Annotated in this window: 16 protein-coding genes; 15 read left to right on the top strand and 1 reads right to left on the bottom strand. The window is 32.4% G+C overall.

Annotated features, from left to right (window positions below):
• The first annotated feature begins 20 nt into the window (after positions 1 to 20).
• From Q0873_RS04090 to Q0873_RS04055, 8 genes are all read left to right on the top strand, one after another.
• Positions 21 to 1,616, top strand: coding sequence for a hypothetical protein (locus Q0873_RS04090; protein WP_299104551.1), 1,596 nt, complete (start codon positions 21 to 23; stop codon positions 1,614 to 1,616).
• A gap of 204 nt (positions 1,617 to 1,820) precedes the next feature.
• Positions 1,821 to 2,192, top strand: a complete 372-nt coding sequence (locus Q0873_RS04085) for a MerC domain-containing protein (RefSeq protein WP_299104550.1) — start codon at positions 1,821 to 1,823, stop codon at positions 2,190 to 2,192.
• Between the two features lie 118 nt (positions 2,193 to 2,310).
• A complete protein-coding gene (locus Q0873_RS04080) occupies positions 2,311 to 4,518 on the top strand; it encodes a TonB-dependent receptor (RefSeq protein WP_299104549.1) in 2,208 nt (735 codons plus the stop codon).
• Positions 4,519 to 4,921: 403 nt separating this feature from the next.
• Positions 4,922 to 6,649, top strand: a complete 1,728-nt coding sequence (locus Q0873_RS04075) for a thiamine pyrophosphate-dependent enzyme (RefSeq protein ID WP_299104548.1) — start codon at positions 4,922 to 4,924, stop codon at positions 6,647 to 6,649.
• 19 nt (positions 6,650 to 6,668) lie between these two features.
• Complete coding sequence (locus tag Q0873_RS04070) at positions 6,669 to 8,768, top strand: hypothetical protein (RefSeq protein WP_299104547.1); 2,100 nt, start codon at positions 6,669 to 6,671, stop codon at positions 8,766 to 8,768.
• A 26-nt stretch (positions 8,769 to 8,794) separates the two neighbouring features.
• Entirely contained in the window at positions 8,795 to 10,063 is a 1,269-nt protein-coding gene (locus Q0873_RS04065) for a peroxidase, FMP-type (protein ID WP_299104546.1), read from the top strand.
• 93 nt (positions 10,064 to 10,156) lie between these two features.
• Positions 10,157 to 11,863: an FAD-dependent oxidoreductase gene (locus tag Q0873_RS04060; protein WP_299104545.1), complete on the top strand. Its 1,707-nt coding sequence runs from the start codon at positions 10,157 to 10,159 to the stop codon at positions 11,861 to 11,863.
• Between the two features lie 162 nt (positions 11,864 to 12,025).
• Positions 12,026 to 12,625, top strand: coding sequence for a DUF6642 family protein (locus Q0873_RS04055; RefSeq protein WP_299104544.1), 600 nt, complete (start codon positions 12,026 to 12,028; stop codon positions 12,623 to 12,625).
• A 22-nt stretch (positions 12,626 to 12,647) separates the two neighbouring features.
• Here Q0873_RS04055 and Q0873_RS04050 read toward each other — a convergent pair whose 3' ends face one another.
• Positions 12,648 to 14,099, bottom strand: coding sequence for a PLP-dependent aminotransferase family protein (locus Q0873_RS04050; RefSeq protein WP_299104543.1), 1,452 nt, complete (start codon positions 14,097 to 14,099; stop codon positions 12,648 to 12,650).
• Between the two features lie 86 nt (positions 14,100 to 14,185).
• Between Q0873_RS04050 and Q0873_RS04045 the strand changes: the two genes are divergently transcribed.
• The 7 genes from Q0873_RS04045 to Q0873_RS04015 all read left to right on the top strand — a co-directional run bounded on the left by Q0873_RS04045 (position 14,186) and on the right by Q0873_RS04015 (position 24,960).
• Positions 14,186 to 15,424, top strand: coding sequence for a M14 family metallopeptidase (locus Q0873_RS04045; RefSeq protein WP_299104542.1), 1,239 nt, complete (start codon positions 14,186 to 14,188; stop codon positions 15,422 to 15,424).
• A gap of 10 nt (positions 15,425 to 15,434) precedes the next feature.
• Positions 15,435 to 18,656, top strand: a complete 3,222-nt coding sequence (locus tag Q0873_RS04040; RefSeq protein WP_299104541.1) for a SusC/RagA family TonB-linked outer membrane protein — start codon at positions 15,435 to 15,437, stop codon at positions 18,654 to 18,656.
• A 4-nt stretch (positions 18,657 to 18,660) separates the two neighbouring features.
• A complete protein-coding gene (locus Q0873_RS04035; protein WP_299104540.1) occupies positions 18,661 to 20,094 on the top strand; it encodes a SusD/RagB family nutrient-binding outer membrane lipoprotein in 1,434 nt (477 codons plus the stop codon).
• 75 nt (positions 20,095 to 20,169) lie between these two features.
• The gene (locus Q0873_RS04030; protein WP_299104539.1) at positions 20,170 to 21,165 is read left to right on the top strand and encodes a hypothetical protein; all 996 of its coding nucleotides are present in this window, start codon (positions 20,170 to 20,172) and stop codon (positions 21,163 to 21,165) included.
• A gap of 10 nt (positions 21,166 to 21,175) precedes the next feature.
• Positions 21,176 to 22,729 carry an amidohydrolase family protein gene (locus Q0873_RS04025; RefSeq protein ID WP_299104538.1) on the top strand — a complete coding sequence of 518 codons (1,554 nt, stop codon included), beginning with the start codon at positions 21,176 to 21,178 and terminating at the stop codon, positions 22,727 to 22,729.
• Positions 22,730 to 22,803: 74 nt separating this feature from the next.
• A complete protein-coding gene (locus Q0873_RS04020) occupies positions 22,804 to 24,336 on the top strand; it encodes a hypothetical protein (protein ID WP_299104537.1) in 1,533 nt (510 codons plus the stop codon).
• A 204-nt stretch (positions 24,337 to 24,540) separates the two neighbouring features.
• Positions 24,541 to 24,960, top strand: coding sequence for a hypothetical protein (locus Q0873_RS04015; RefSeq protein ID WP_299104536.1), 420 nt, complete (start codon positions 24,541 to 24,543; stop codon positions 24,958 to 24,960).
• Positions 24,961 to 25,002: the final 42 nt, after the last annotated feature.

Here is a 25,002-nt window from a genome sequence, read left to right as displayed (position 1 = left end):
CATACTTAACAAAACACATCATGAAAAAAATACTTCTTATACTACAGCTATTCTTAGTTTTTCAACTATCAGCACAAGAAACAGTAAGTAAAAAACAGTGGCAACAAGACATTCGATTTTTACAGAAAACGATTAATGAAAAATATCCGTTCCTATTTAAAAAAATAACATCAGAAGAATTTAATACTGCGGCAGATAAATTATATATGGAAGTTCCAAATTTGGAACAACATGAAGTTATCGTTGGACTTTCTCGATTAGTATCATTATTTAAATATGGACATACATATGTCCCTTTTCATCAAAAACCATTTGAATTTTCACAGTTTCCTTTTCGTCTATACCAATTTAAAGATGAAATTTACATACAAGGAACACATAAAATGTATCCAAAAGCTGTTGGAGCAAAAGTAATTGCAGTAGAAGGAAAGCCTATCTTAGAAGTTCTTAAATTGATTGAACCAACGGTAGAAGCAGAAAACTCTCAATATTTTAAAGCTTATGGAATTAATAATATTCGCTATCCTGAAATATTGCACGCTCAGGGAATTACAAGAGTATTGCAAGAATCTGTTAAGTTAACTTTAGAAAAAGCAGGAACCCAATTTGAACAAGAATTTACCCTATTACCTAATAAGAAAGGGCTGCCAACCACTTACGGCTTCGTACAACAAAAAGATAATTGGTTGAGCGCTAGAAAGCAAAACAATACTCCTTTATATCTAAAGAATTTGGATAAAATATACTATTACGAATATCTTCCAAAAGAGAAAACAGTATATGTAAGACATAGTAGAGTAAGAGATGATAAATCAGAAACCATAGCAGCATTTTACAAACGTGTTTTTGAATTTATTGAGACGAATGATGTAGAAAAACTAATACTTGATGTTCGTTTAAATGGTGGAGGAAACAATTATTTGGTAAAGCCTATTATTACAGGGATTATTGAAACAAAAAAAATCAATCAAGAAGGAAAGTTATTTGTAATTACTGGAAGAAATACATTCTCTGCTTGTCAAAATCTTGTAAATCGTTTAGACAATTATACCAATGCTATTTTCGTTGGAGAACCTACAAGTGAAAATGTAAATTTTTATGGCGACGCTACACCGGTTTCTTTACCAAATAGTAAACTAAAGATAAGATTATCTTTTGCTTGGTGGCAGGACAAGGCTCCTTGGGAAAATGATCAATGGTTGGCTCCTCAATTATCGGTAGAGATGAGTTTTGATGAATATAAAAACAATGAAGATCCGGTGCTTAAAGCCATATTTAACTATGATCCTAAAGGATTTATTTTAAGACCTATGGAACATATTAGAAGCTTATTTATGAAAGGGGATATGGCAGGGATACAGCGAGATGTTCTTAAGATGAGAAAGGATCCAAGATATCAATTCTTTGATTTTGAAGGAAAGTTTTTAAATGCGGTAAAATTATTAATGAATCAAGGACAAATACAACCAGCAGTTGGAATATTAACATTTCTAACACAAATGTACCCGAATTCAGCTAAAGGCTGGGAATATCTTGCAGATTGTTATCATAAATTAGGAGCTAAAGATAAAGCCCAGGAATTTTACAATAAAGCAAAAAACTTAAAGACAGAATAGTATAATCCAGTCTTTTAATTAATTGTAGTAACACATATAGAACGTTGATTCTATATGTGTTTTCTTTCTTAATAGTATAGTTAGTTGTCAAAGAGAAAAAATGATTGAATGATTTTTTAGAAGCTACATTTAATACTAGGAATATATAATATATTTGTATTATTGCAACTTAGTTGCAGTGATAAATTTTAAATATATATTGAAATGAAAATAAGAAACAATACCATAGATATCATAGCATTAACGAGCTCTATTGTTTGCGCAATCCACTGTGCGGCCATTCCTATAATAGTATCATTCTCTTCGCTGAGTAGCTTACACTTTTTGGAAAATCCTTATATAGAATGGACCTTTATTGCTATCGGAGTAATATTTGTTTTTATGTCTCTATGGCCGAGTTATCAGAAAAATCATCATAAAATAAAGCCATTAATTTTTGCTCTAATTGGTTTTACATTTATTGGAATAGGAAGGTTCGAGTTTACTGTGCTATGGGAGGTTGGTAATACAGTATTAGGAGCTTCATTAATTTCAATGGCGCATTATTTTAACTGGAGAATATCTAAGCAGCATTGATACTATTTATTAACAATTTTAACAATACCTTAAATAAGAAAAAAGAAAAGCAGTGATACATTCGCTTTCAATTACAAAATAATCATTCACAATAACCAAATTCATAAAATAAAATACGATGAAAAAGCTAATAATGTTTTGTAGTTTTTTAATATCACAACAATTCATAGCACAGACCCTTAAAGGGAAAATAACCACTCAGGATGATATTCCTGTTATAGAAGCACATATTTTAAATACCAATGATAAGCATCATACACATAGTAATCAAAGAGGAGCCTTTGTATTACATCACGTAACTGTTGGAGATACTTTAGTAGTAACTCATATCAATTATAAAAAAACAAAAATTGTTGTAAAAAACTTTGAGCCAATCAATATAATTTTAGAAGAAAACATGGTTTCTTTAGATGAGATAACCATTGGCAAAAAATTGAATGCTTTAAATGTAATTACAGCAGTTGATATTCAAACTAGCCCAGTAAATTCTTCGCAAGAAATTTTACAAAAAGTTCCAGGATTATTTATTGGTCAACATGCAGGAGGAGGAAAAGCAGAACAAATTTTCTTACGAGGTTTTGATATAGATCATGGAACTGACATTACAATATCAGCCGATGGAATGCCAGTTAATATGGTTTCTCATGCCCATGGACAAGGATATGCAGATTTACATTTTGTAATTCCAGAAACCGTAGATAAGATAGATTTTGGTAAAGGAGCATATTATGCCGATAAAGGAAACTTTAATACAGCAGGATATGTTAATTTCAAGACAAAAAACAGGTTAAAATCTAATCTTGTTAAGCTAGAAGTGGGACAATTTGATACGAAACGTTTGTTAGGAATGTTCAACTTAATAAATAATAATAAACAAAGTGCTTATATAGCTTCAGAATATATTCTTACAGATGGGTATTTTGAGAGTCCACAGAGCTTTAATAGGCTAAATATTTTTGGAAAATATACAGCCAATGTATCTGATTCTGATAAAGTAGGAGTGACGCTATCTCATTTTACGAGTAAATGGGATGCCTCAGGTCAAATACCACAACGAGCTGTAAACAATGGATCAATAACACGTTTTGGTGCCATAGATGATACAGAAGGTGGGAAAACAAGTCGCTCTAACTTCTTGTTAACCTATGATAAAATCCTTTCTGAAAACTCATCTATTAAAAACAAAGTATATTATAATAAGTACCATTTTGAATTGTTCTCTAATTTTACCTTCTTTTTAGGCGATCCTGTTAATGGAGATCAAATTAAGCAAAAAGAATCGCGTAATATCTTTGGGTTTAATAGTGAATACACACAAGATTTAGTAGATATAGACGCCAATTTTACTGCTGGAATAAGCTTAAGAAACGATCAAAGCTCTAATAATGAGTTATCTCATACTTTAAATAGAAGGCAAACGTTAAACCAAATTCAATTTGGTGATATTAATGAAACCAATTTTGGTGCTTACGCAAGTGCTAATTTTAACTTTGGAAAGTTTACGATAAATCCAGCAATCCGACTTGATTATTTCAATTTTGAATACAATAATAATTTACAAACTAATTATCAAACTCAGTCGCAAACAGCGAGTATTGTAAGTCCAAAATTAAATATGTTTTATAACTATAATGAAGATTTACAGTTTTATATAAAAACAGGTAAAGGATTTCATTCAAATGATACTAGAGTAGTGGTAGCTCAAAATGGTAAGGAAATACTACCTGCTTCGTATGGATTTGATGCTGGTTTTATGTGGAAACCAATGCCTAAGTTATTAATCAATACAGCATATTGGTATTTGTTTTTAGAACAAGAGTTTGTCTATGTAGGAGATGCAGGTATTGTAGAACCAAGTGGAAAAACCAAACGTCAAGGAATAGATTTTAGCTTAAGATATGAACCAATACACCAATTGTATTTTAACTTAGATGCTAATTATGCACATGCGAGAGCATCAGAAGAAGCATCTGGACAAGATTATATCCCGTTAGCTCCAGACTTTACGTTATCTAGCGGAATAACATATAAAAGCGAGTTAGGTTTTTATGGAGGTATGCAATTAAGACATATCGGAGACAGACCAGCAAATGAAGACAATTCTATTATTGCTGAAGGTTACACAGTAACAGATCTTAATCTAGGATATTCGTTGAAGAACGTAACTTTTGGATTACAGATTCAAAACCTTTTTGATATTGACTGGAATGAAACACAATTTGCTACAGAATCTCGTTTACCAGGAGAAGCAAATAGTACTGAAGAAATTCACTTTACACCTGGTACACCATTTTTCTTAAAGGGTAGTGTAACAGTTAATTTTTAAAATAAAACTAATATACAAGACTCAGTATTATTGGTGATTAAAATATTGGCACAGAGTTATATATGATTTCTATGTGCTTTTTTTATACTTAAAAAAGTCGTACATTATAAGGGATTTAGAAGATCACATCTCTAAATCTTTTTTCTTAATACCCTAAATATCCAAGCACTACAAGTATTGTAGTGCTTTTTTTAGATTCTCTTTAATATTGATGTAAGCGTCTCAAAAAAAAGCTAGGTATATCAATCAATACTCTCATGCTCAAATTCCTTACATTCAGCACCTTTTATTAAAGAACATCCTTTTAATTTTTCAATTTTATAAAGCCATTCGATATCTAACAACTTGAATATTGTAAAGATCGAATTGGTACCACTATACTAACCAATTAAATATATTAACAATGAAAAAGGATACGTTCACAGTAGCGGATTACTTATTAACTCGTTTACAGCAATTAGATGTTACAGAGTTATTCCAAATTCCAGGAGATTACGTTAAAAATTTTACCCAAGCTTTAGAAAAATTCGATGGTATTGAAACTATTGGTACTTCCAATGAATTAGATGCTTCTTATGCGGCAGATGCTTATGGACGAACAAGAGGTTTAGCGGCCGTTTCTTTACAATATGGTGTAAGCACATTCAGTGCATTAAATGCTGTAGCTGGGGCATATGTAGAATCTAGTCCGATGGTAGTTATAAGTGCTACTCCGGGATCTAATGATCGCCAAATTGGCGATATGTATAATGTACTATACCATCATTCAACAGGTAATTTAAAAGCAGATCAAGAAATATACAATCATGTTACCGTTGCTTCAGAAACGTTGAGTACTTCTGTTGGAGCAGCAAAAAAAATAGACAAACTTATAGTCGCTGCTATCACACATAAAAAACCTGTATATATAGCTGCATATAGTGAAGTTTGGGGAGAACCTTGTAAAAGACCTTCTAAAAAGAAATTGGAACCAAAAGTTAAAAAAAGTAAACCTGATGCACTTCTAAATGCGGTAGATCAGGCATGGACACAAATAACAGCTGCTAAACAGCCAATGATATTTGCGGGTGTAGAAGTTTTAAGACATGGATTATCGGATTTACTTCAAAAAATAATAGATGCTAGTGGATTTGTATACACAACCACATCACTTGGTAAAACAGTATTAGATGAAAAAGGAGACCAGTTTATAGGAACCTATTCTGATGCAGCTTCTATAGAAAACGTAACAAACTATGTAAAAGAATCTGATTGTTTCTTATGCTTAGGAACATTAATAACTGATGATTACTTATGGTTTGTAGAAAATAAGTTTTCAGATATGGTATTGGTTACTACTACAGAAATTAGAGCTGGATATTATAATTATGAGCAAGTTACTATGAAAGATTTTATGGAAGCTTTGCTAGAACGTTTTGAAAATGATACCACCTATCCATTAAAGAATAAAGCACCAGAGCAACCAACATACCCAGAACCTTGGAGTTCTTCATCTGACCCTAAATACAATGACAAACCAGAAGTCATTACCTACAATCGCTTTTTTCAACATGCAGTAAAGCATATAGAAAGCAACAATTTATGGGACCAAATAAATCTAACCTTTGGAGTGAGTTCAGCAATGTATGTAGCTACCAATATTTATGGAATGAAACAAAATAGTTTTATAAGTTCTGCTGCTTGGCAATGTATTGGTTATGAAACTGGTGCAGCATTAGGAGCTCAATTGGGAAGTAAAAAACAATCATGGACAATAGCAGGAGACGGAGGATTTATGATGATTTGTCAATCACTTTCAACCTTAGCAAAATACGATGTAAATAGTGTCATTTTCGTAATGAGTAATCAGGTTTACGCTATTGAACAAGTCTTTGTTGACGTAGATGCTTTTTGTCCAAATGGGAAATTTGATGAATTTGATTATTTACCTAAATGGGACTATATGGCTCTTGCACAGGCTTATGGAGCGAATGGATATCAAGCAAGCACCATCAAAGAACTAAATCAAGTATTAGAAACTATTACTTCTACGAAAACGAACAAACCTACTTTAGTTGAGATTGTTATTCCTGAAAAAGATTTGGCAGGACAAATGAAAAACTTAACTCCACAAAAAATGAACTGTAACTAACCAATTAAATATAAAGACAATGAAAACCAAAACCTATTCTATTTTCGGAGCAGGAGCGGCCGGTTTATATACCGCATGGAGATTACTTCAAGGAAAGCCAGCAAATTCAAAAGACACTTCTAAAAACTTACAAAAAGGAGATGTCTTAGAATTATACGACTGGGGAAAATATGAATTTTCAAATAAAGAAAAAGGAACTAGAGCCGCTGGAGCTAGAGTTTGTACGTGGCACTATAAAGACGATCCGGATGCCTCTTATTTAGAGTTAGGAGGAATGCGTTATTCTGCCTGGGATTATAAGAAAACTAAGAACAATCCTAATCCAAATGATGCTAATAATCCTGGGCATCGATTGGTAACTAAAACCATTAGTGAAATTGGATTGGAGAAGTACTCCGTTCCTTTTAATGAAGCGAGTGATCCACTTTTATCATTAAGAGCAAAGAGTATGTATACCTCAGATATTGATGCAAAGAATCCAGCTCCTTATAATGTAAATAATTATGGAGCATATTCACCACCAGATGATGGTTTTACTAAAATAGAAAGCGTTGGTATTGATGTTTCGCAAGATGCTTTACCACCCACAAGAAAAGAATGGTGTGACTTTTATGAAAACGGAAAGATAACCAAAGATTTAGGTGATGATTCTATCTTTAAAAAAGGACAAAAACTAAAGGATATTGGTTATTGGAATTTAGCTTATGATGTATTAGGACAAGAAGGTTTTAGCTATTTAGCAGATGGTAATGGGTATTCTTCTAATGTAGTAAACAGTAATTCTGCACAATCATTTGAAGTAAATAATGAATTTACTCCTGGAACACTTTATAAAACCTTAACAATTGGATATTCTGGTATTTTCTCTACTTTATTTCAAGAAGTGGTAAAGCTCGCAAAAGAAAAAGGAATTGACTTCCAGTACTACCCGAATACCAGACTTCGCTCTATTTTAGAAAATAAAAATACAATACACTTTACCACAGCTAGTAGAAAAGAACCTACCAAAGAGTTGGATGCAAAAACTTGTGATGCTGCATTCTTGGCTATGGGAAGATATGCTATTGATTTAGTTGCGCAAGCTACACGATATATGAACAAAAAAGCGGGTGATTTTGATGTGTTGAATGAAGACAAAGTACAGTTGTATTTAGAATCTGTATTAATGCAACCTTCTTATAAAATAGGAATGTTCTTTGAATCACCTTGGTGGAGAGACGATATACCATCACCACCGAAGTATCCTGCGAAGTTAAATAGCTATTTTTTAACACAAGAAGGAGTTAAAAAACTTAAAAAAGATAAGTTTCCTGCTAAATACCTTAAGGCCATTGAAAAAGCAGCTTCTGAAGCAGCTAAAGCAAAACAAAAGGCAGAGCAAAACAATAAAGCCTATGATAATTCTGTAACTTCACTTATAGAAGTAACTTACGACACACAAGCTTCCTTTTTAGATGCTACAGAAACTATAATTGAAGCAAGTCTTACTTATGATGAGAAACAACAAATTATAGAAGTAGCACATTTAGATACTATTGGACCGAGTGCAACCGATATGCCGATTAGACAAGTAGTATATTTTGGTGACAATGCACGTGATAAAAAGGGTAAAAAAATCTACGGAATTCTTGCCAGCTATGATGATATCCGCTATACAACCTTCTGGAAAGCCTTAGAAATAGGACCAAATAGAGAACGTAAAGTAGCCGAATCTCAAGATACACAACCCTTAGAAGGTCCTAAAAAAGCACCAGCCATTATGGTGAAAATGTTACGTCAGCAATTAGCAAACTTACACTTTGGTTCAGAAGCCAATTATACGGCTGTTCCTGAACCTTTAGAAACTAAGTATATGGATTGGTCTTTACCACCATTTAATGCTGGATATCATGCATATTTCTCTCATTACAATATTGGAGATGTACAGCAAAAAATACGCAAGCCATCTTCTTTGGTAAAAGGTAAAGATAGCAACCTATTTATTATTGGATCTACCTATTCTAATGATCAAGCTTGGGTAGAAGGAGCTTTTTGTACAGCAGAATCGGTGTTAAACGATTTCTTTAACATAGAAAAATTGATAGATGATAAGGAGTATCCTTTTATCTGTCCAGCATAAATAACTAACCTTAAACTAACAAAATTATGAGCAAGCATCAAAAATCATCAGTAAGACCTTATAAAGAGCTACCTGATGTATTACCAACAAAACCTAATAATGGATCTCAACACGGAATATTGTCCAAACTTAATGGTACTTGGGTAAATTGGAAAGGTGGCCCAACGGGTTTACATACCACTCCTATGCCTTCACCAGGAACCTCGTCAGAAACCATTTTTGGAGTTTTCCATTTCAAATCACAAGAATATACAGAGCAGCTTAAGTTTACGCAGGTAAACGCACCTGTACGTAACCGTGCAGGATCAAATGAGCAATTTAATGGTGCTGTTAAATATGAAACGGCGATTATAGATGATAATGGTGATTTACAACACTTTGAAGACGGAATGTACTTGTGGTTAGGTGATCATGAAATGCCCTGGAAGGAAGATAGCCCATACCAGCACCCGCCAACTATGTATAAGCACACCTCGGATGAAGAGTCTGTAAAAACAGATGGAGGAGAGCCTGTAATTGGTCCGGGAGAATTAGGTCCACAGTTTGTGCCACCATATCAAATTTCTCGTTCAGGGGTTATTCCACATGGTACCACCATTCACTTAACAGGAAATATTACAGAATCTAAGGAAGGAGAAGCTCCACATATTGCTGACCTTTGGGAACAGCAATATTTGGCAGTATCGCCAACGATGGGAATCAATCCAGAAAAAGATTTGATTGCAGGATCTCGTGAAAAACCAACATGGACAGAATTGCCTCGTGAAGATCAAGAACCAGGAGGAGTGAACAGTGGTCGTGCATACTTCGAGAAAATCTTTAATTATGATCAATTTGGAGCAAAGTTTCCATATACCGTACAACCGAATTTAAAATTATCAGATGCCAATGAAGGACTAGGATTCAAAAGGTATGATATGATTGAGTTAGATTCGTTTCATACTACTGGAGTTCAAGGAGGGGTGATCAATAACCCAATGATTGAACGCTATTGTAGAGTAGTTCGTATGCGTTATCGTATGTGGATAGAAGAGGTGTATGATGAAGAATTCGGTGGTTTAATAGAGCAACTTCAATATGAACAAATTGTAGATTTTGAATTTCAATTTGGATCAGACGGAGGAACTACTTTATGGCCACATATACAAGTAAATACCTTACGACGTGAAAAAGACATTCCGTTAGATAGACGTTTACCATCTATCAAATTACCAGCAGATGTTGAAGTTAAGGAAGAAGCAAACATAAAGTCAAATGAAAGTATTTGTCCAATGATGAATCATAGACGTCACTAAGACGATTAAAACTATAGCTCAATGGTATGTTACTATGATACTGTTGAGCCTTTTAAAATTAAATTCTCATTTATAACTAACTAATTTATAAAGATGAAAAAAGATTCAACACTCACAAAGAACACAGATATACTAATTGTAGGCGCAGGTGTTGCAGGTTTATACACAGCTTATAGACTTCTGGAACAGAATAGCAAAAGAAAAGTAGTAATTCTTGATCGTTTAAATCGTACCGGAGGTAGACTCGATTCAGATTTAGTGGCTATTAAAGATCCTTATGACGATAAAGAAGCTATTGTTAAGGAAGAAGAAGGAGGGATGCGTTTTGAAGATTCGATGACCGAATTAATGTCGCTTTTTTCGGCACTTAATTTATGTAAAGATGCTGTCTATTTTCCAATGACCACCAATAGATATTTTTTTAGAGGTCATAGCTTTACCGAAGCAGAATCAGAAGAAAACAATAAGGCCATTTGGGGTGAATTATACGACCTAGAACCAGCAGAACAAAATCAAAGCCCTGGAGACATTTTAAATGTAATATATAAGCGTATTTTGAATGTAAATGGTGTAGAAAATGTTCCTAAAAAACCAACTCCTGAATTTTGGCAAAAATTTAGATTACAGTTTAAATGGGACGGAATTGAGTTATACAAATGGCAACTGGGTGGATTAATAAGAAATATGGGCTATTCAGAAGAATGTCTTACCATGTTAACAGATACACTTGGCTTCCGTGGTCCTTTTCAAGGATTACCAAATGCAGGTGAAGCTTGGCAAATTTTAGAAGATTTCCCAGCAGATCCACAGTACTTTACCTTAAAGCGTGGGTTCAGTTCGTTGATTCGTAAGTTAGAAGAAAAAGTAATTCAATTAGGAGGAATAATACATACAGGAATTAATGTAAATACCATTAATGGTACCAAAGGAGATTATACCATAAATGTAAGTATTGCTAAAAAAGGGGAATCGGCGTATGTTTTTGAACAAGATACTGCAACTGAGACTATACATGCTGAACAAATTGTTTTAGCCATTCCAAGTAAAGCTATGGCAATGTTGTTTGCTGCATCACCAGTATTACATCTAAATAAAAATTCAAGAGTATTTTGGGAGGATATTAATTCTATTCAGCCCATGAACTTGTTGAAAATCAATCTTTATTTTGACAGACCTTGGTGGGCAGATGGTTCTACAGGACAACCAGCTGTATTAGCAGGACCTTCATTTACCGATTTACCTATAAACTCTATTTATCCTTTTTACACAGTACAAACAGCTCCAGGAGAACCTAATAAGGGTAAACCTGCTGCGCTTACCATTTATTGTGACTTTACCAATACGGTTTTCTGGAGAGGGTTGCAAAACGTAGGACCTAAATTTGATAGTCCTTTACAACAAGAACATTCTAAAACACCACAAACCTTATTTCCGGCTTCAAAAAAAGTAGTTGCTGAGGCCATCAAACAAATTAAAAGTTTGTTTAATACACATTATGTGCCTGAACCAGTATTAACCAGTTATCGTTCATGGGATGGCTTAAATGATTTTCCGCATGCCTATCATCAATGGGCATTGAATGCTGATGACAAAGAAGTCATTAACCGAATGACGAAACCATTGTATGAAGAAGCTATTTTTACGTGTAATGAATCGTGGTCAGATATGCAAGGTTGGGTAAATGGTTCACTTCGATCTTCTGAAAAAATGCTGAAAGATCATTTTGGATTGGAATCTATTACAGAAATGTTTTCAGGATGTGTTTTAGTTCCACCTTCTAGTGATACAAAGAAAGACTAAAAATCATCACTATTTTTCACAGTTAAAACTTGATTTTAACTATTACCGACCTGAAAAGGTCGGTTTTTTTATTATGTTTTTATAACAGAAATGTTTTGTTTCACAATTTAACGAACAAATAAAAGAAGTATTTTTGTGTTTTATTTTCCTAAATCCTGAAGTTTGTTAAAGAAAGTAGACCATTTACCCCAAGAAGCATATATCAATACAGACTATTTTATTTTCTGTCTAGAAGCAGTGGATGATGTCGAAATGCATGAGACTACACAAACACAAATAAAATTGGAAGAGTTAACCATGCAATATGGAGTTGCCAGTATTTATAAAACTTGCGATTCTATTGAAGATTTAGAAGAAAGTTTAAATACCTTAATTTTAGATGATCATCACTTTAAAAACTATGAAATCATCTACTTTGTTATGACAGGCGAAGCCAATAGTATCTGTTTGAACGATTATTACTATAGTTTACAAGAAATAGCAGAGCTTTTTGAAGGTAGATTGCATGATAAAATATTGCATTTTTCAAATGCCAAAGTACTTGATTTAGATGAAGAAGAAGCTCAGTATTTCTTAGATATAACGGGTGCAAAAGCTATTTCTGGTTATGGTAACGAATTTAACGGAATAGCTAGTTCTGAGCTAGACAAAGCCTTTTTTAACCTGTTTAAAAAAGATGATGATATGTTCAATGCAGTAGAAGAACTGCACAAAAAGCATTATAAACTCTGTAGACTACTTGATTTTAGATTGTATTATTAATACTGGAATCATTAGCAAACATTTACTTTAGCGTATTAGACATTTTATAAATCTTTTCTTTCATTACTTTTTCATTTACTGAAGAGTAACCTAAGACAAGTCCCTGTTTTTTGCTTTTGGTAATATAGTAGTTACTCAATGGGTAGGCTACCACATTTTCAACTAGAAGTTTTTTATGAATTAAGTTATCGTTTTCATCTCCGTTTCTAATTTTTCCTATTAAATGTAAACCATCAAAAGAAGAACCAACATCTAAAAAATCTTTAGTTAACTCAGAAAACAGTTTTTTTCGATTCTTAGAAGTAATAATAACATTTCTAATATGTTTATTCAGGTAATCTCTAACTATAAACTCATGAAGGTTTTCTTGTAAGTGAATTGAAATAAATCTACTAGATTGCTCATATATACTTTTAATAGGAGTTATGAGGTATTCTGGAACCACCATATACCCAATCCTTAAAGAAGGATGCAGCAGTTTATTAAAAGTACCTGTATAAATAACTCTTTTTTCAGAATCCAAGCTAAACAATGATGATATTGGTTTTTCCCAATTGCTAAACTCATGATCATAATCGTCTTCAATAATTAAAGAGTTCTTTTTCGAAACCCACTCGAGTAATTCTTGTCTTCTATTTTTACTCATTTTAACTCCTAAGGGATATTGATTGGAGGGAGTGGTATATATAAACTTTACTTTTTTGCAATTAAGAGTATCTATATTAATACCTTCTGAATCTATTTCACAAGGAATAATATCTGCTTTTAAACTTTTAAATAATTTATAAGCTCTAGGGAAAGTAGGATTTTCCATAACAATTGAATTCCCTTTGTTTAATAAACTATTTCCAATTAAGTATAAGGAATGTAAAGAACCAGAAGTAATGATAATTTGTTGGTAATTACATTCTATATTTCTATAAATACGAAGATAATTCATAATACTTATCCTTAATTTATCAAGGCCTTCAGCAGGAGCATATGATAAATTTGTCGGGGTAGCTTCTCTCCAATATTTGTTAGATATTTCTTTCCATTTGTTAATAGGAAAAATGTCTAAAGGAGGTAAACCAGGTCTAAAAGCAATATTATTTTTAGAAAATTTATCTGTATTTAAATAAGTGTTTTTTAAAAAAGAGCTCGCTTTTTTAGATATACTTGGATATTTAAGCGCGTCACTATTTTTATTGGATAAATTCTCTTTAATAGAATTATAATTGACGTAAAATCCAGCTCCTTTTTTAGATATTAAAAACCTTTCAAAACTTAACAAATCAAAAGCTTTTACCACTGTACTTCTTGATATTTCTAGATCTTTAGCTAAAACTCTTGTAGGAGGTAATTGTGTATTGTTAGGAATAGATCCACTCAAAATTAAATTCTTAAATGAGTTATATATTCTCTTATAAATAGGAGACTTATCATCGTTCCATTCTTTGGTTTCTTGTAATAAGCTTTTAAAATTGAAATACAAATTGGTATGCTTTAAGATAAAAAATTGGTATGCACAATATACATATTTAACTCTATAATTTTATAGTCGAATATAGATAAGTTTATATGAGATTCAATTTAACCATTACCAAACTAGCAACTCTTTTTTTTATTATAACAGGGTGTAGTTCAACAAAAATTGTCAAATTCAAAACCCCGGTAGATACCACCAATAAAGAAATTTCTAAGCAAGAGAAACAGGTATATTCTATTAAAGAGATGCAAGTTTATGCTACGAATAATTTTGATGCTGCTCGTTTAAACGGGTTCGAAAAAGTAAATGATAGTGCCGTAAAAGCCATTATTAGACCAGAAAATACGCCTATTAATAATAGTACATACTATTCTTTTAAAATATGGTCAGAAACACCAAAATCAATTTATATTCAATTTGATTATCCAAAAGGTTACAAACATCGATATGTACCAAAAATAAAAAAAGAAGAGACTAGTTGGAGCCCTATTGATTCTTCCAGAGTTTTTACAAATGGAGAGTCTTTTTCTATGAAATTGAGGGTATCAAAAGATACAACATGGGTATCGGCTCAGGAAATTGTTACTTCAAAAGATACAGAAAATTGGTATAAAACTTTGATAAATAGTAAACCTTATATACGTTTAAAAAGCGTAGGTAAAACAACTCTAGGACGTAATTTACCGGTATTAGATATTTACAAAGGAGAAAAAAAGAATAAACCAATTGTTGTTTTATTAACTAGACAGCACCCACCAGAAGTAACAGGGTTTTTTGCCTATCAAGAATTTTTAAAAACAATTATACAAGATAATAATCTAACCAACGAATTTCTTAATAAATATAGAGTATTAGCCTTTCCAATTGTAAATCCAGATGGAGTAGACTTAGGACATTGGCGCCATAATGCTGGAGGAGTAGATACAAATAGAGATTGGTCTGAATATCATCAACCTGAAATTAAACAGATTGTTAAGTTTATAACACAGGAGAGTAAAAAAAACAAAGGAAAAATTGTGTTGGGACTTGATTTTCATTCCACATACGAAGATGTTTTTTATACAAACAAAATAAGAGAGGCTACAACACTTCCAACTTTCATTGATGATTGGTTTGCTGCTTTGGAAAAAAACATTCCAAATTATAAAGTAAATGAAAAAGCTGGTAACAGCACAAAACCTGTTTCTAAAGGTTGGTTTTTATACGGACAGAACGCAGTGGGAATTACCTATGAAATAGGTGATGCTACTCCAAGAGATAAAATTAAAATAGTAGGTAAGGTAACTGGTGAGGAGATGATGAAAATTTTGAACAAATTAAATATTAACTAAATCAATACATATGAATAAAAAACTCTATTTAAGTTTTTTAGTACTACTAATCACATCAATTGGTGTGTATGCACAAAAAACAATATCAGGTACTGTTAAAGATGCTACAGGTCCTTTACCTGGAGTATCCGTTGTAGAAAAGGGGACTACCAATGGTGTTGAAACCGATTTTGAAGGTAACTATACACTACAAGTAAAAAATGAGAATTCAGTTTTAGTATTTTCTTTTATTGGAATGGAAAACCAAGAAATTTCTGTTTCAGGAAAATCAAAGATTGATGTTATATTAAAAGAAGATAGTGAACAATTAGACGAAATAGTAGTAAATGCTTTAGGTATAAGAGTAGACAAAAGAACCTTAGGAGCAACTGTTTCTAATGTTAAAGCACAAGCCCTAGAAACTTCGGGAGAAACAGGTGTAATTAACTCATTACAGGCAAAAGCTTCGGGAGTTAGAATTGCTCGTTCCAACGGTGATCCGGGTGCAGGTTCTAGTATTCAAATACGTGGAGCTAATACCATATTTGGTAATACACAACCGCTTATAATTATTGATGGTGTTCCTGTAAGTAATGATTATATCAATGGAAGTAATGCTAGTGCAGGAGGTACGGTACAACAATCTCGTTTAAATGATATCAATGATGACGATATAGAAAGTATTAATATTTTAAAAGGGGCATCAGCAGCTGCCATATGGGGTTCTGCTGCAGCAAATGGTGTATTAGTAATTACTACGAAAAGAGGTCGAGATACCGGAAAAGTTAATATTGAATATAAAACAAGTTTATCATTTGATCAACTGGCAACCTTTCATCCATTACAGAGTGCCTATGGTCAAGGATCTGGAGGTAGCTGGAGAATTAACAACTCAAGATCTTGGGGTGATAAAATAGCGGATAGATCTGGAGCAGCTGATGTATTTTATACCAAGGCAGAAAGAGGATATTTTGTAGGGGCTCAAACAGGTAATGAGTACTTATTAATAAGAACTAAAAATTCACAAGAAACTTTTAGAGAAAAGAATAAAGATGCTGTTTTTCAAGATGCTTTTTCTACCAAACATAATTTTAGTATTAGTGGAGCAGGAGAGAAAGGAAACTATAGATTTAGTCTTGGATATATAGATCAAGAAGGTATTATACGAACAAGTGATTATAAAAAGTTGAATGTTGGATTTACAGGAAAGTATAACTTTAATGATAAGTTTGATGTAACAACTTCTGCACAATATGCCAATACAGAATCTAACAGAATTCAGCAAAGTTCTAATACAGCAGGGGTACTTTTAGGTTTATTAAGAGGAGCTCCAGATTTTGATAATACCGATTATATTGGTGATTATTATGATAGCAATGGGGTTTTAACTCCATTATCACATAGAGCATATAGATCACATATTGGAGCCAGTATTCCAGCGTATAACAATCCTTTGTGGACCTTATACAGACAAAAAAGTCCAACAGAAGTAGATAGAATTATTGTAAGTACAGATTTTAATTATAAGGCCAATGATTGGTTAAACTTAAAGTTAAGATCTAGTTATGATACCTATTCAGATGAAAGAAGGTACTTTTTCCCTGTATTTTCCGCAGGTACAGGTAGAACAACAGGTCAATTTAGATTAGATAATATAAATAATAGTATTTTCAACTTAGATTTAATAGCTACTACGAATAGCCTTAAGTTATCTGAGACTATTAGCTCTAATTATATGTTTGGATATAATTTTAATGATCAAAACAGGAAAAGTGTCTATAACAGAGGTGAGAACTTTATTACCAATACTACGTTACAAAGTTTTTCTATTACTACTGAAATATTACCTCCGAGAAACTTAATTAGAAAATTGAGAAGCTTTAGATTTTATGGAGCCGCTAATTTTGATTATAAAAATCAATTGTACTTAAACTTATCTGCTGCATATGAAAAAGCTTCTAGTATTAAAGGAGGATTCTTTTATCCATCAGTAGATGCATCTTGGCAGTTTAAACAGTTGCCAAACTTAATAGATAATGATATTTTAACCAAAGGAAAATTACGATTTGGAGTAGGTCAAGTGGGAGTTAGACCAAGACCTCACTTAGCGCAAACAGTTTATATCAATCCAAGCTTTTCGGACTATAGCGATCCATTAGATATTGAAGATTTTGGTGGTGGATTAGGTTTCAGTACTACTTTAGGAAATCCTAACTTAAAACCAGAAATAAAAACAGAATATGAAGTAGGATTTGATGTTGGATTATTTAATAGAGTAGACCTTGGTTTTACCTATTATTATAATAAAGTGAATGATGTTATCTTACCAGTACCTATTTCTCCAAGTTTAGGAGCGACTAGACGTTGGGACAATGGAGCGTCTCTTGAAAATAAAGGAATTGAAATAGATCTTAGCTATAACTTCCTAAAGTCTGAAGATTTAAACATGAGTTTTTATGGTAATTTCAACAATAACAAAAACAAAGTATTAAGCCTTAAAGGAGCGGAGTCTATTGCTCTAACGGATGGTTCTGTTAGTTCAAGAGCGGTAGTAGGGCATGCTATGGGAGCATTATGGGGAACAAGAGCAAAGAGAAATCCAGATGGTTCTTTTGATCTTGATGCCAATGGATTTCCACAGCAAGCGGTTTCACAAGGAGTAATTGGAGATCCTAATCCAGATTGGAGAGGTGGATTCGGATTACGTGGAAATTATAAAAAGTTTAGCTTTAATGTACTTTTTGAACACTCACAAGGAGGAGATTTTTCTGAAAGAACTCGTTTTATCTTAGGTAACTTTGGTACACATGCCGATGTAGGAAATGAAGTAATTCCGAGTGTAGATGTAAGAGATCTTAATGGAAATGTATATCCTGCAGGTGTACCAGTAAGAGGTAATATTAGAGATTTTGGTGCCGGACCTGTTCTTTTAAATCAAGCTTGGTATACGACTAGAGGAGGAGGATTTGGTTCTTCACCAATTAATGAGTTTACCCTTTACAATAAGGCTACATGGACACGTTTAAGTGAGGTTACCATTGGGTATACATTGAATTCTGAATGGTTTAGAAAGAAAACAAAGCTTTCTTCAGTAGATTTTACGCTAACAGGTAGAAACTTGGCGCTATGGACAGATATCTTAGGGGTAGATCCTCAAACGAATCAGACGGGTGTTGGTAATGGATTTGGAATAGATTATTTTACGAATCCTGCTTCTAAAACATATTTATTTACAATAAAAATAAAATACTAAAATCATGAGAACTAAATTTTCTTTTTATATAATTTCATTAATGTTGATTTTCTCTTGTGATAGTTCATTTGAAGATATTAACTTTAATAAAAACAATTTAACTACAGATGTTACTTTACCTGCTAACTTGTTGATAAAAGGAACAATGCTGGCTGATATTGCAATTAACTCTAGTCATTTACAACGTATATCTGGAATGTGGTCAGGACAATTCAAAGGCGAAATATTATTATATGATGCACTTCATAACTATAGTATTTCAACAGAAGAATGCGATAGTGCATGGGGATATTTATACAACGGTATTTTAAAACAAAATTCTTTAATAGAGGAATCACTTCCTACAGAGCCTATATCAAGGCAGCTATTAATAGGAGGTATAAGTAAGATTATTGAAACACATGCCGTTGGTACCGCAACCTCTATTTGGGGAGATATACCGTATAGTGATGCTATCACAAATCAAGACAACCCGCAATATGATCCAAAATTCGACAAGCAAAGTGACGTTTATGCTAGATTACAATTAAGATTAGATGAAGCTATAACTGAACTAACTACATCAGGAGTAGGTACAACACTTGATGAAGACATATTCTTTCAAGGAGATCCTACAAAATGGGTTCAGGTTGCTTATACCTTAAAAGCAAGGTATTATCTACAAACAAAGCAATATGCACTGGCTTATAATGCAGCTTTAAATGGAATTTCTTCAAATGATAATACAATGAAATTTGTACCACCATCGAGAGACACCGGAGCAGAGAATTTGTTGTATAGATTTATGCTAGGAAGAGCTGGATATATGACGACCAATAGAGATAACTATAGTGCAGGTTTATTGGGTACAACAGCTAGTTATAATAGAAACAATGCAAAAACTAATGAAGAAGCAAGAAACAAGTATTATGCAGATACTAGGCATAGAAGTGGTACTACCAAAAGAATAACTGGTGAGTTAACACACATGTATTTAGTTTCTTATCAAGAAAACTTATTGATTCTTGCAGAAACAGGGGCAAGAACAGTAGATTTCAATACAGGATTGAACTATTTAAATCAGGTGAGACAGTTAACAGCTTCGGGAGTATTATTTGATAAGGTTAGTTCTTCAGATATATTACTATATGATGATTATGTTACTGCCGATTTTAATAATGGAGGTATTGAGAACGCCGATGGTATTGATGCTACAAGAGCTTTATTAAGAGAAATAATAGAAGAACGATATGTAACAGGGTTTGGTACATTTATTCCTTTTAACGATGCTAGGAGGCTTCGTAAATCAGATTCAGATATTGCCGTTCCTTTTCCTTTAAATAATAATTCAGTTACACAGCATCCAGAAAGGTTTCCTTATTCTCAAAATGCAATTAACGCGAATTCAAATACACCAAGTAATATCGATATTTATTCAGTTACTGAAGTAAATCAATAAAATAAACTTTGTTTTAATGTTAAAGAGGTTGTTTAATTTTCTTAACCAGCCTCTTTTCAAAGAATGACTAAAAATATGATTAATGTTTTACAAATAGGTTATGGACCTTTAGGGATACAAGTAGGGAAGTATATCGCTCAAAAGAAAACAGTTAAAACGATAGCTGCTGTAGATATAAACCCGACTTTAAAAGGTAAGTTACTTTCTGAATTGGACAAAGATTTGCCTACCGATGTAACTATATCTTCATCTGTAGAAGAGGTGGTCAATAAACAAAATAAAAAACCAGATGTAGCTATCATTACTACGGTATCTAGTTTAGAAAAGCTAATTCCTCAGGTAAAAGAAGTTGCTAAATTTGGAATACCTGTTATTTCTACATGTGAAGAGCTATCATTCCCATGGAAGCTACAACCTCAATTAAGTAAAGAACTTGATACTATTTGTAAAGAAAATAATATCGCTTGTCTAGGAACAGGTGTAAATCCAGGGTTTTTAATGGATTATCTTCCTACAGTATTTACATCCATATCTAAAGATGTTTCTTATATATTTGTTGAAAGAGTACAGGATGCTACACCTAGACGTGCCCCATTTCAGCAAAAAATAGGAGCAGGGTTAGCTATTGATGCCTTTAGAAAGAAAGAAGCTACAGGAGAATTACGCCATGTAGGTTTACAAGAATCTGTCTATTTACTCGCAAATTCTATAGGATTAGAACTAGACGAAGTTACTGAAAGTTTAAACCCAGTAATTGCAGAATCTGAAGTCGCTTCTGAAGTAATTAAAGTAAAAAAGGGAGATGCACGAGGTGTAGAGCAAATTGCTTATGGTTATAAAGATGATGAATGTAAAATAAAAATGCATTTTAAAGCAGCTATTGGAGAGCCAAAATCTTTTGATAAAGTTACCATAAAAGGAGTTCCCAATTTTTCTTCAGAAATTGAAGGAGGAATTAACGGAGATATTGCAACTTGTGCAATTACAATTAACTGTATCAATAGTATTTTAAAAGCTCCTGCAGGTTTACAAACAATGGCCACAGTTGCTGTTCCTGGTTTTATCAATTAACTTAAACATTATGAATTATAAAATTTATATTTCTGTATTTATTGCTGTTATGCTTTTTTCTTCATGCTCAAAGAAGAGACTTGAAGCAGATATATTAATCAAAAATGGTACAGTTTATAATGGAGTTGATACAATAGCAAGCAATCATATCATAGCTTTAAAAAATGATACAATTGTCTTTATAGGAAACCAAAAAGACGCTATTATCAATGCGCAAAGAACAATTGATGCTACAGGATTAGTAGTCTGTCCTGGATTTATAGACCCACATACCCATGCAGATCGTGATCTTAATGTAGCTGATAATGCGCATAATAAACCTTTTTTGTTTCAAGGAATTACTACTGTCGTTGTAGGAAATGATGGTGATAGTTTTTATCCAACTTCAAAATATATTGATTTGTATAGTACCCATGGAATTGGTACAAATGCAGTTCCTTTAGTAGGACATGGAACCATTAGAAAACAAGTAATGGGAAAGAGTAATAGAAAAGCTTCTACTAAAGAGATTGCTAAAATGCAGGAATTGATAGCACAAGAAATGAAAGCTGGTGCTTTTGGCATTTCCACAGGGCTGTTTTATGCTCCAGGAAGCTATTCAAATACCGATGAAGTTATTGCGTTGGCAAAAATTGTAGCTCAAAATAATGGAATTTATGATACACATTTACGTGATGAAAGTTCATATACTGTAGGTTTAATTCCTGCCATTGAGGAAGCCATAGAAATTGGTCGTCAAGCAAAACTACCTATTCATATTTCACATATAAAATGTTTAGGAGTGGATGTTTGGTATCAAAGTAAAGAAATTATTAAAGCTATTGAAAAAGCTCAAAAAGAAGGAATTAAGATAACGGCTAATCAGTATCCATATGATGCTTCTGCAACAGGATTAAAATCGGCAGTAGCACCACGTTGGGCAGAAAGCGGAGGAAAAGATTCATTAATGATTCGTTATGCTGACCCACTATTAAAGTCAAAGATTTTAGCTGATACCAAAAAGAATATAACACGTAGAGGAGGACCAGATAAACTATTAATTGTGAAGTGCGAAAACTCAAAGTTTGTTGGGAAAAATTTGTTGGAAATTTCAAAGATGCTAAACGAAACACCTGAGGAAGCTGTATTTTCTGTTTTGAAAACTGGGTATGTTCGTGTGGCTTCTTTTAATATGAACCCTAAAGATATTCATCATTTTATGCAACAAGATTGGGTAGTTACGGGTTCAGATGGGAACACTGGACACCCTCGTAAATATGGTTCATTTCCTAGAAAATATAACAAATATGTAAAGCAAGATAGAATAATAGACTTACCTAGGTTTATTAATAATAGTACCTCAAAAACAGCTAGAATTTTAAATATTAAGAATCGTGGAAGTTTACAAAAAGGAAATTTTGCGGACATTATCATTTTCAATCCAGAAACCTTTAAAGATATAGCCGATTTTACAGATGCATTTCAACTCTCAGAAGGTTTAGAATATAGCATCATTAATGGAAAGCTGGCTATAGACAAAGGACAGTTTACGAACCAATTACACGGAAAAGTCTTAAGAAAATAAACCCATTCACATACAAGTAATTAGAACCATAACTTCTTATGGTTTAGGAAAACTACATCCCAAAATTAAGAAAAATGAACAATAAATATATACTACCGTTTATAGGTTTTCTAATACTTTCTCTATCGAATTGTAAACAGAAAACGAATACAAAAGCAGTTGTTAAAAATGATAATATAGTCAGCATAATTATCAATGATAAAAGCAATTTTTATCATATAGACATGGCTAATTATCCGAGTTCAGATAAATCTTTACCCATTGGAGTATTTGATTCAGGAACAGGAGGGTTAACAGTGCTAAAAGCAATAATAAATTATGATGAAAATCAGAATAACTCTCATGAAAAAGGAAGTGATGGAGCTTTAGATTTTAATAAAGAGTCTTTTATTTATCTAGGAGATCAAGCAAATATGCCTTACGGGAATTATTCTAAAGAAGGAAAAATAGATTTACTAAAAGAGCATATTATTAAAGATGCACAGTTTTTAATGAGTAATAAATACTATTTAGAAGCAAATACCACAACCTTAAAAACGGATAAAAAACCGGTAAAAGCACTGGTAATTGCTTGTAATACAGCCACAGCATATGGAAAAGAATATATTGAAGATTTTCTTAAAAAGGCGAATTCAAACCTTAAAGTTATTGGAGTTATTGATGCAGGAGTTAGAGGAACTTTAGCTAGTATTGACACAAATGAAGATGCCATTATTGGTGTTTTAGCAACTGTGGGAACTATAGCCTCTAAAGGTTATAAAAACACCATTTTAAAAATGAAAGATAAATTGGGATATACCGGTAATATTGAAGTGTTTTCCCAAGGAGGCCTTGGAATAGCTGAAGCTGTAGATGAAGACCCGAATTATTTTAATAAAAACCTTAAAAAACCAAGGAAAGACTATAAAGGACCAAGTTTAGACGGAGAAGTGAAGATTGATAAAACACTCTTTGATGTATACAATTTTGATTTTAAAGACAGTAAAATTTTATGTGATAGTGAAAAAACAGACGATTGTTCTATTCTTCAAATCAATGATGCTAAAAATTATGTGCGTTATCACTTAGTATCTTTATTAGAACAAATAAGGCTGTCAAAAACTAAAAATAAATTAAAATCTATCATTTTGGGGTGCACTCATTATCCATATATGACAGATGAAATCAAAGACATTTTAAAAGAGTTGTTCAATTATAAGAACAAAGAAGGAGCATATTTGTACCGCAATTTTATGGTAGAAAATGTACAATTAATAGATCCGGCTGTTGACACTGCTAAAGAACTTCATGAGTATTTAAAACAAGAAAAACTATTTAACCCTGCTGGGAATATAAAAGATAGTGAGTTTTATATAAGTGTTGCAAACAAAAATAATCCGAGAAATATAATAGATGAAACAGGTCGTTTTCCTTATGAATACAAATACGGAAGAAATGCTGATCAAATTCAAGAATATGTAAAAGTAGTTCCTTTTAGTAGAAAGAATATTTCGTATGATATTTTAACACGTTTTCAAAAACAGATCCCATATGTATATCAACTAATGAATACATTCAATCAAGAAAACCACAAAACAAAACACTTGTCGGCAGAGGAAAAAATTTAATATTTGTATTAGTTAGTAAGCAGTTTCAAGGCTCGATGCATGTTACATATGTATTGAGCTTTGTTGTTTAAACTGCTAAAAACAAAATAAGTACTTCTAAGCTTATTATTCCTTAAAGTTCTGTAATTATATAAAGAGTTAAAAGAAGCTTTATAGTTTCTTTAATATTTTGGTTTTGAATTTTTTGTAACTTTGCATTGTAAGATGAAAAAAGTTTTCAATAAAATAGTGGCAATTACAATGGCTTTTGTAGTATTACTTTCTACAATGTCATTTACTATTAGTAGTCATTTTTGTGGTGACAATCTAGTAGAAGTAAGCTATTTTGGTAAAGCAAAATCTTGCGGAATGGAAATGGAAAATATGGCCACTTTAGATGGGTGTTCTATTTCAAAGAAGAATTGTTGTAATGATAAAATTGATTTTATCGAAGGGCAAGATACTTTAAAGAAATCATCTTTTGATTCATTGTCTTTTGAACAACAATTATTCGTAACTTCATTTTACTACTCATACCTTAATCTTTTCAATACCTTACATGATAAGGTAGTACCTTTTAAAGATTATGCACCTCCGCTTATCGTTAAAGACATACAAGTTCTTGACGAGGTATATTTGATATGATTTTTAAACAATAAAAACAGGTAAGGCTTATAAATTCTATTT

The sequence above is a fragment of the uncultured Tenacibaculum sp. genome, from assembly GCF_947498805.1.
Taxonomy (GTDB): domain Bacteria; phylum Bacteroidota; class Bacteroidia; order Flavobacteriales; family Flavobacteriaceae; genus Polaribacter.
The sequence above is the reverse complement of the archived record's forward strand: the minus strand, read 5'-3'. Positions and strand labels throughout refer to the sequence as shown.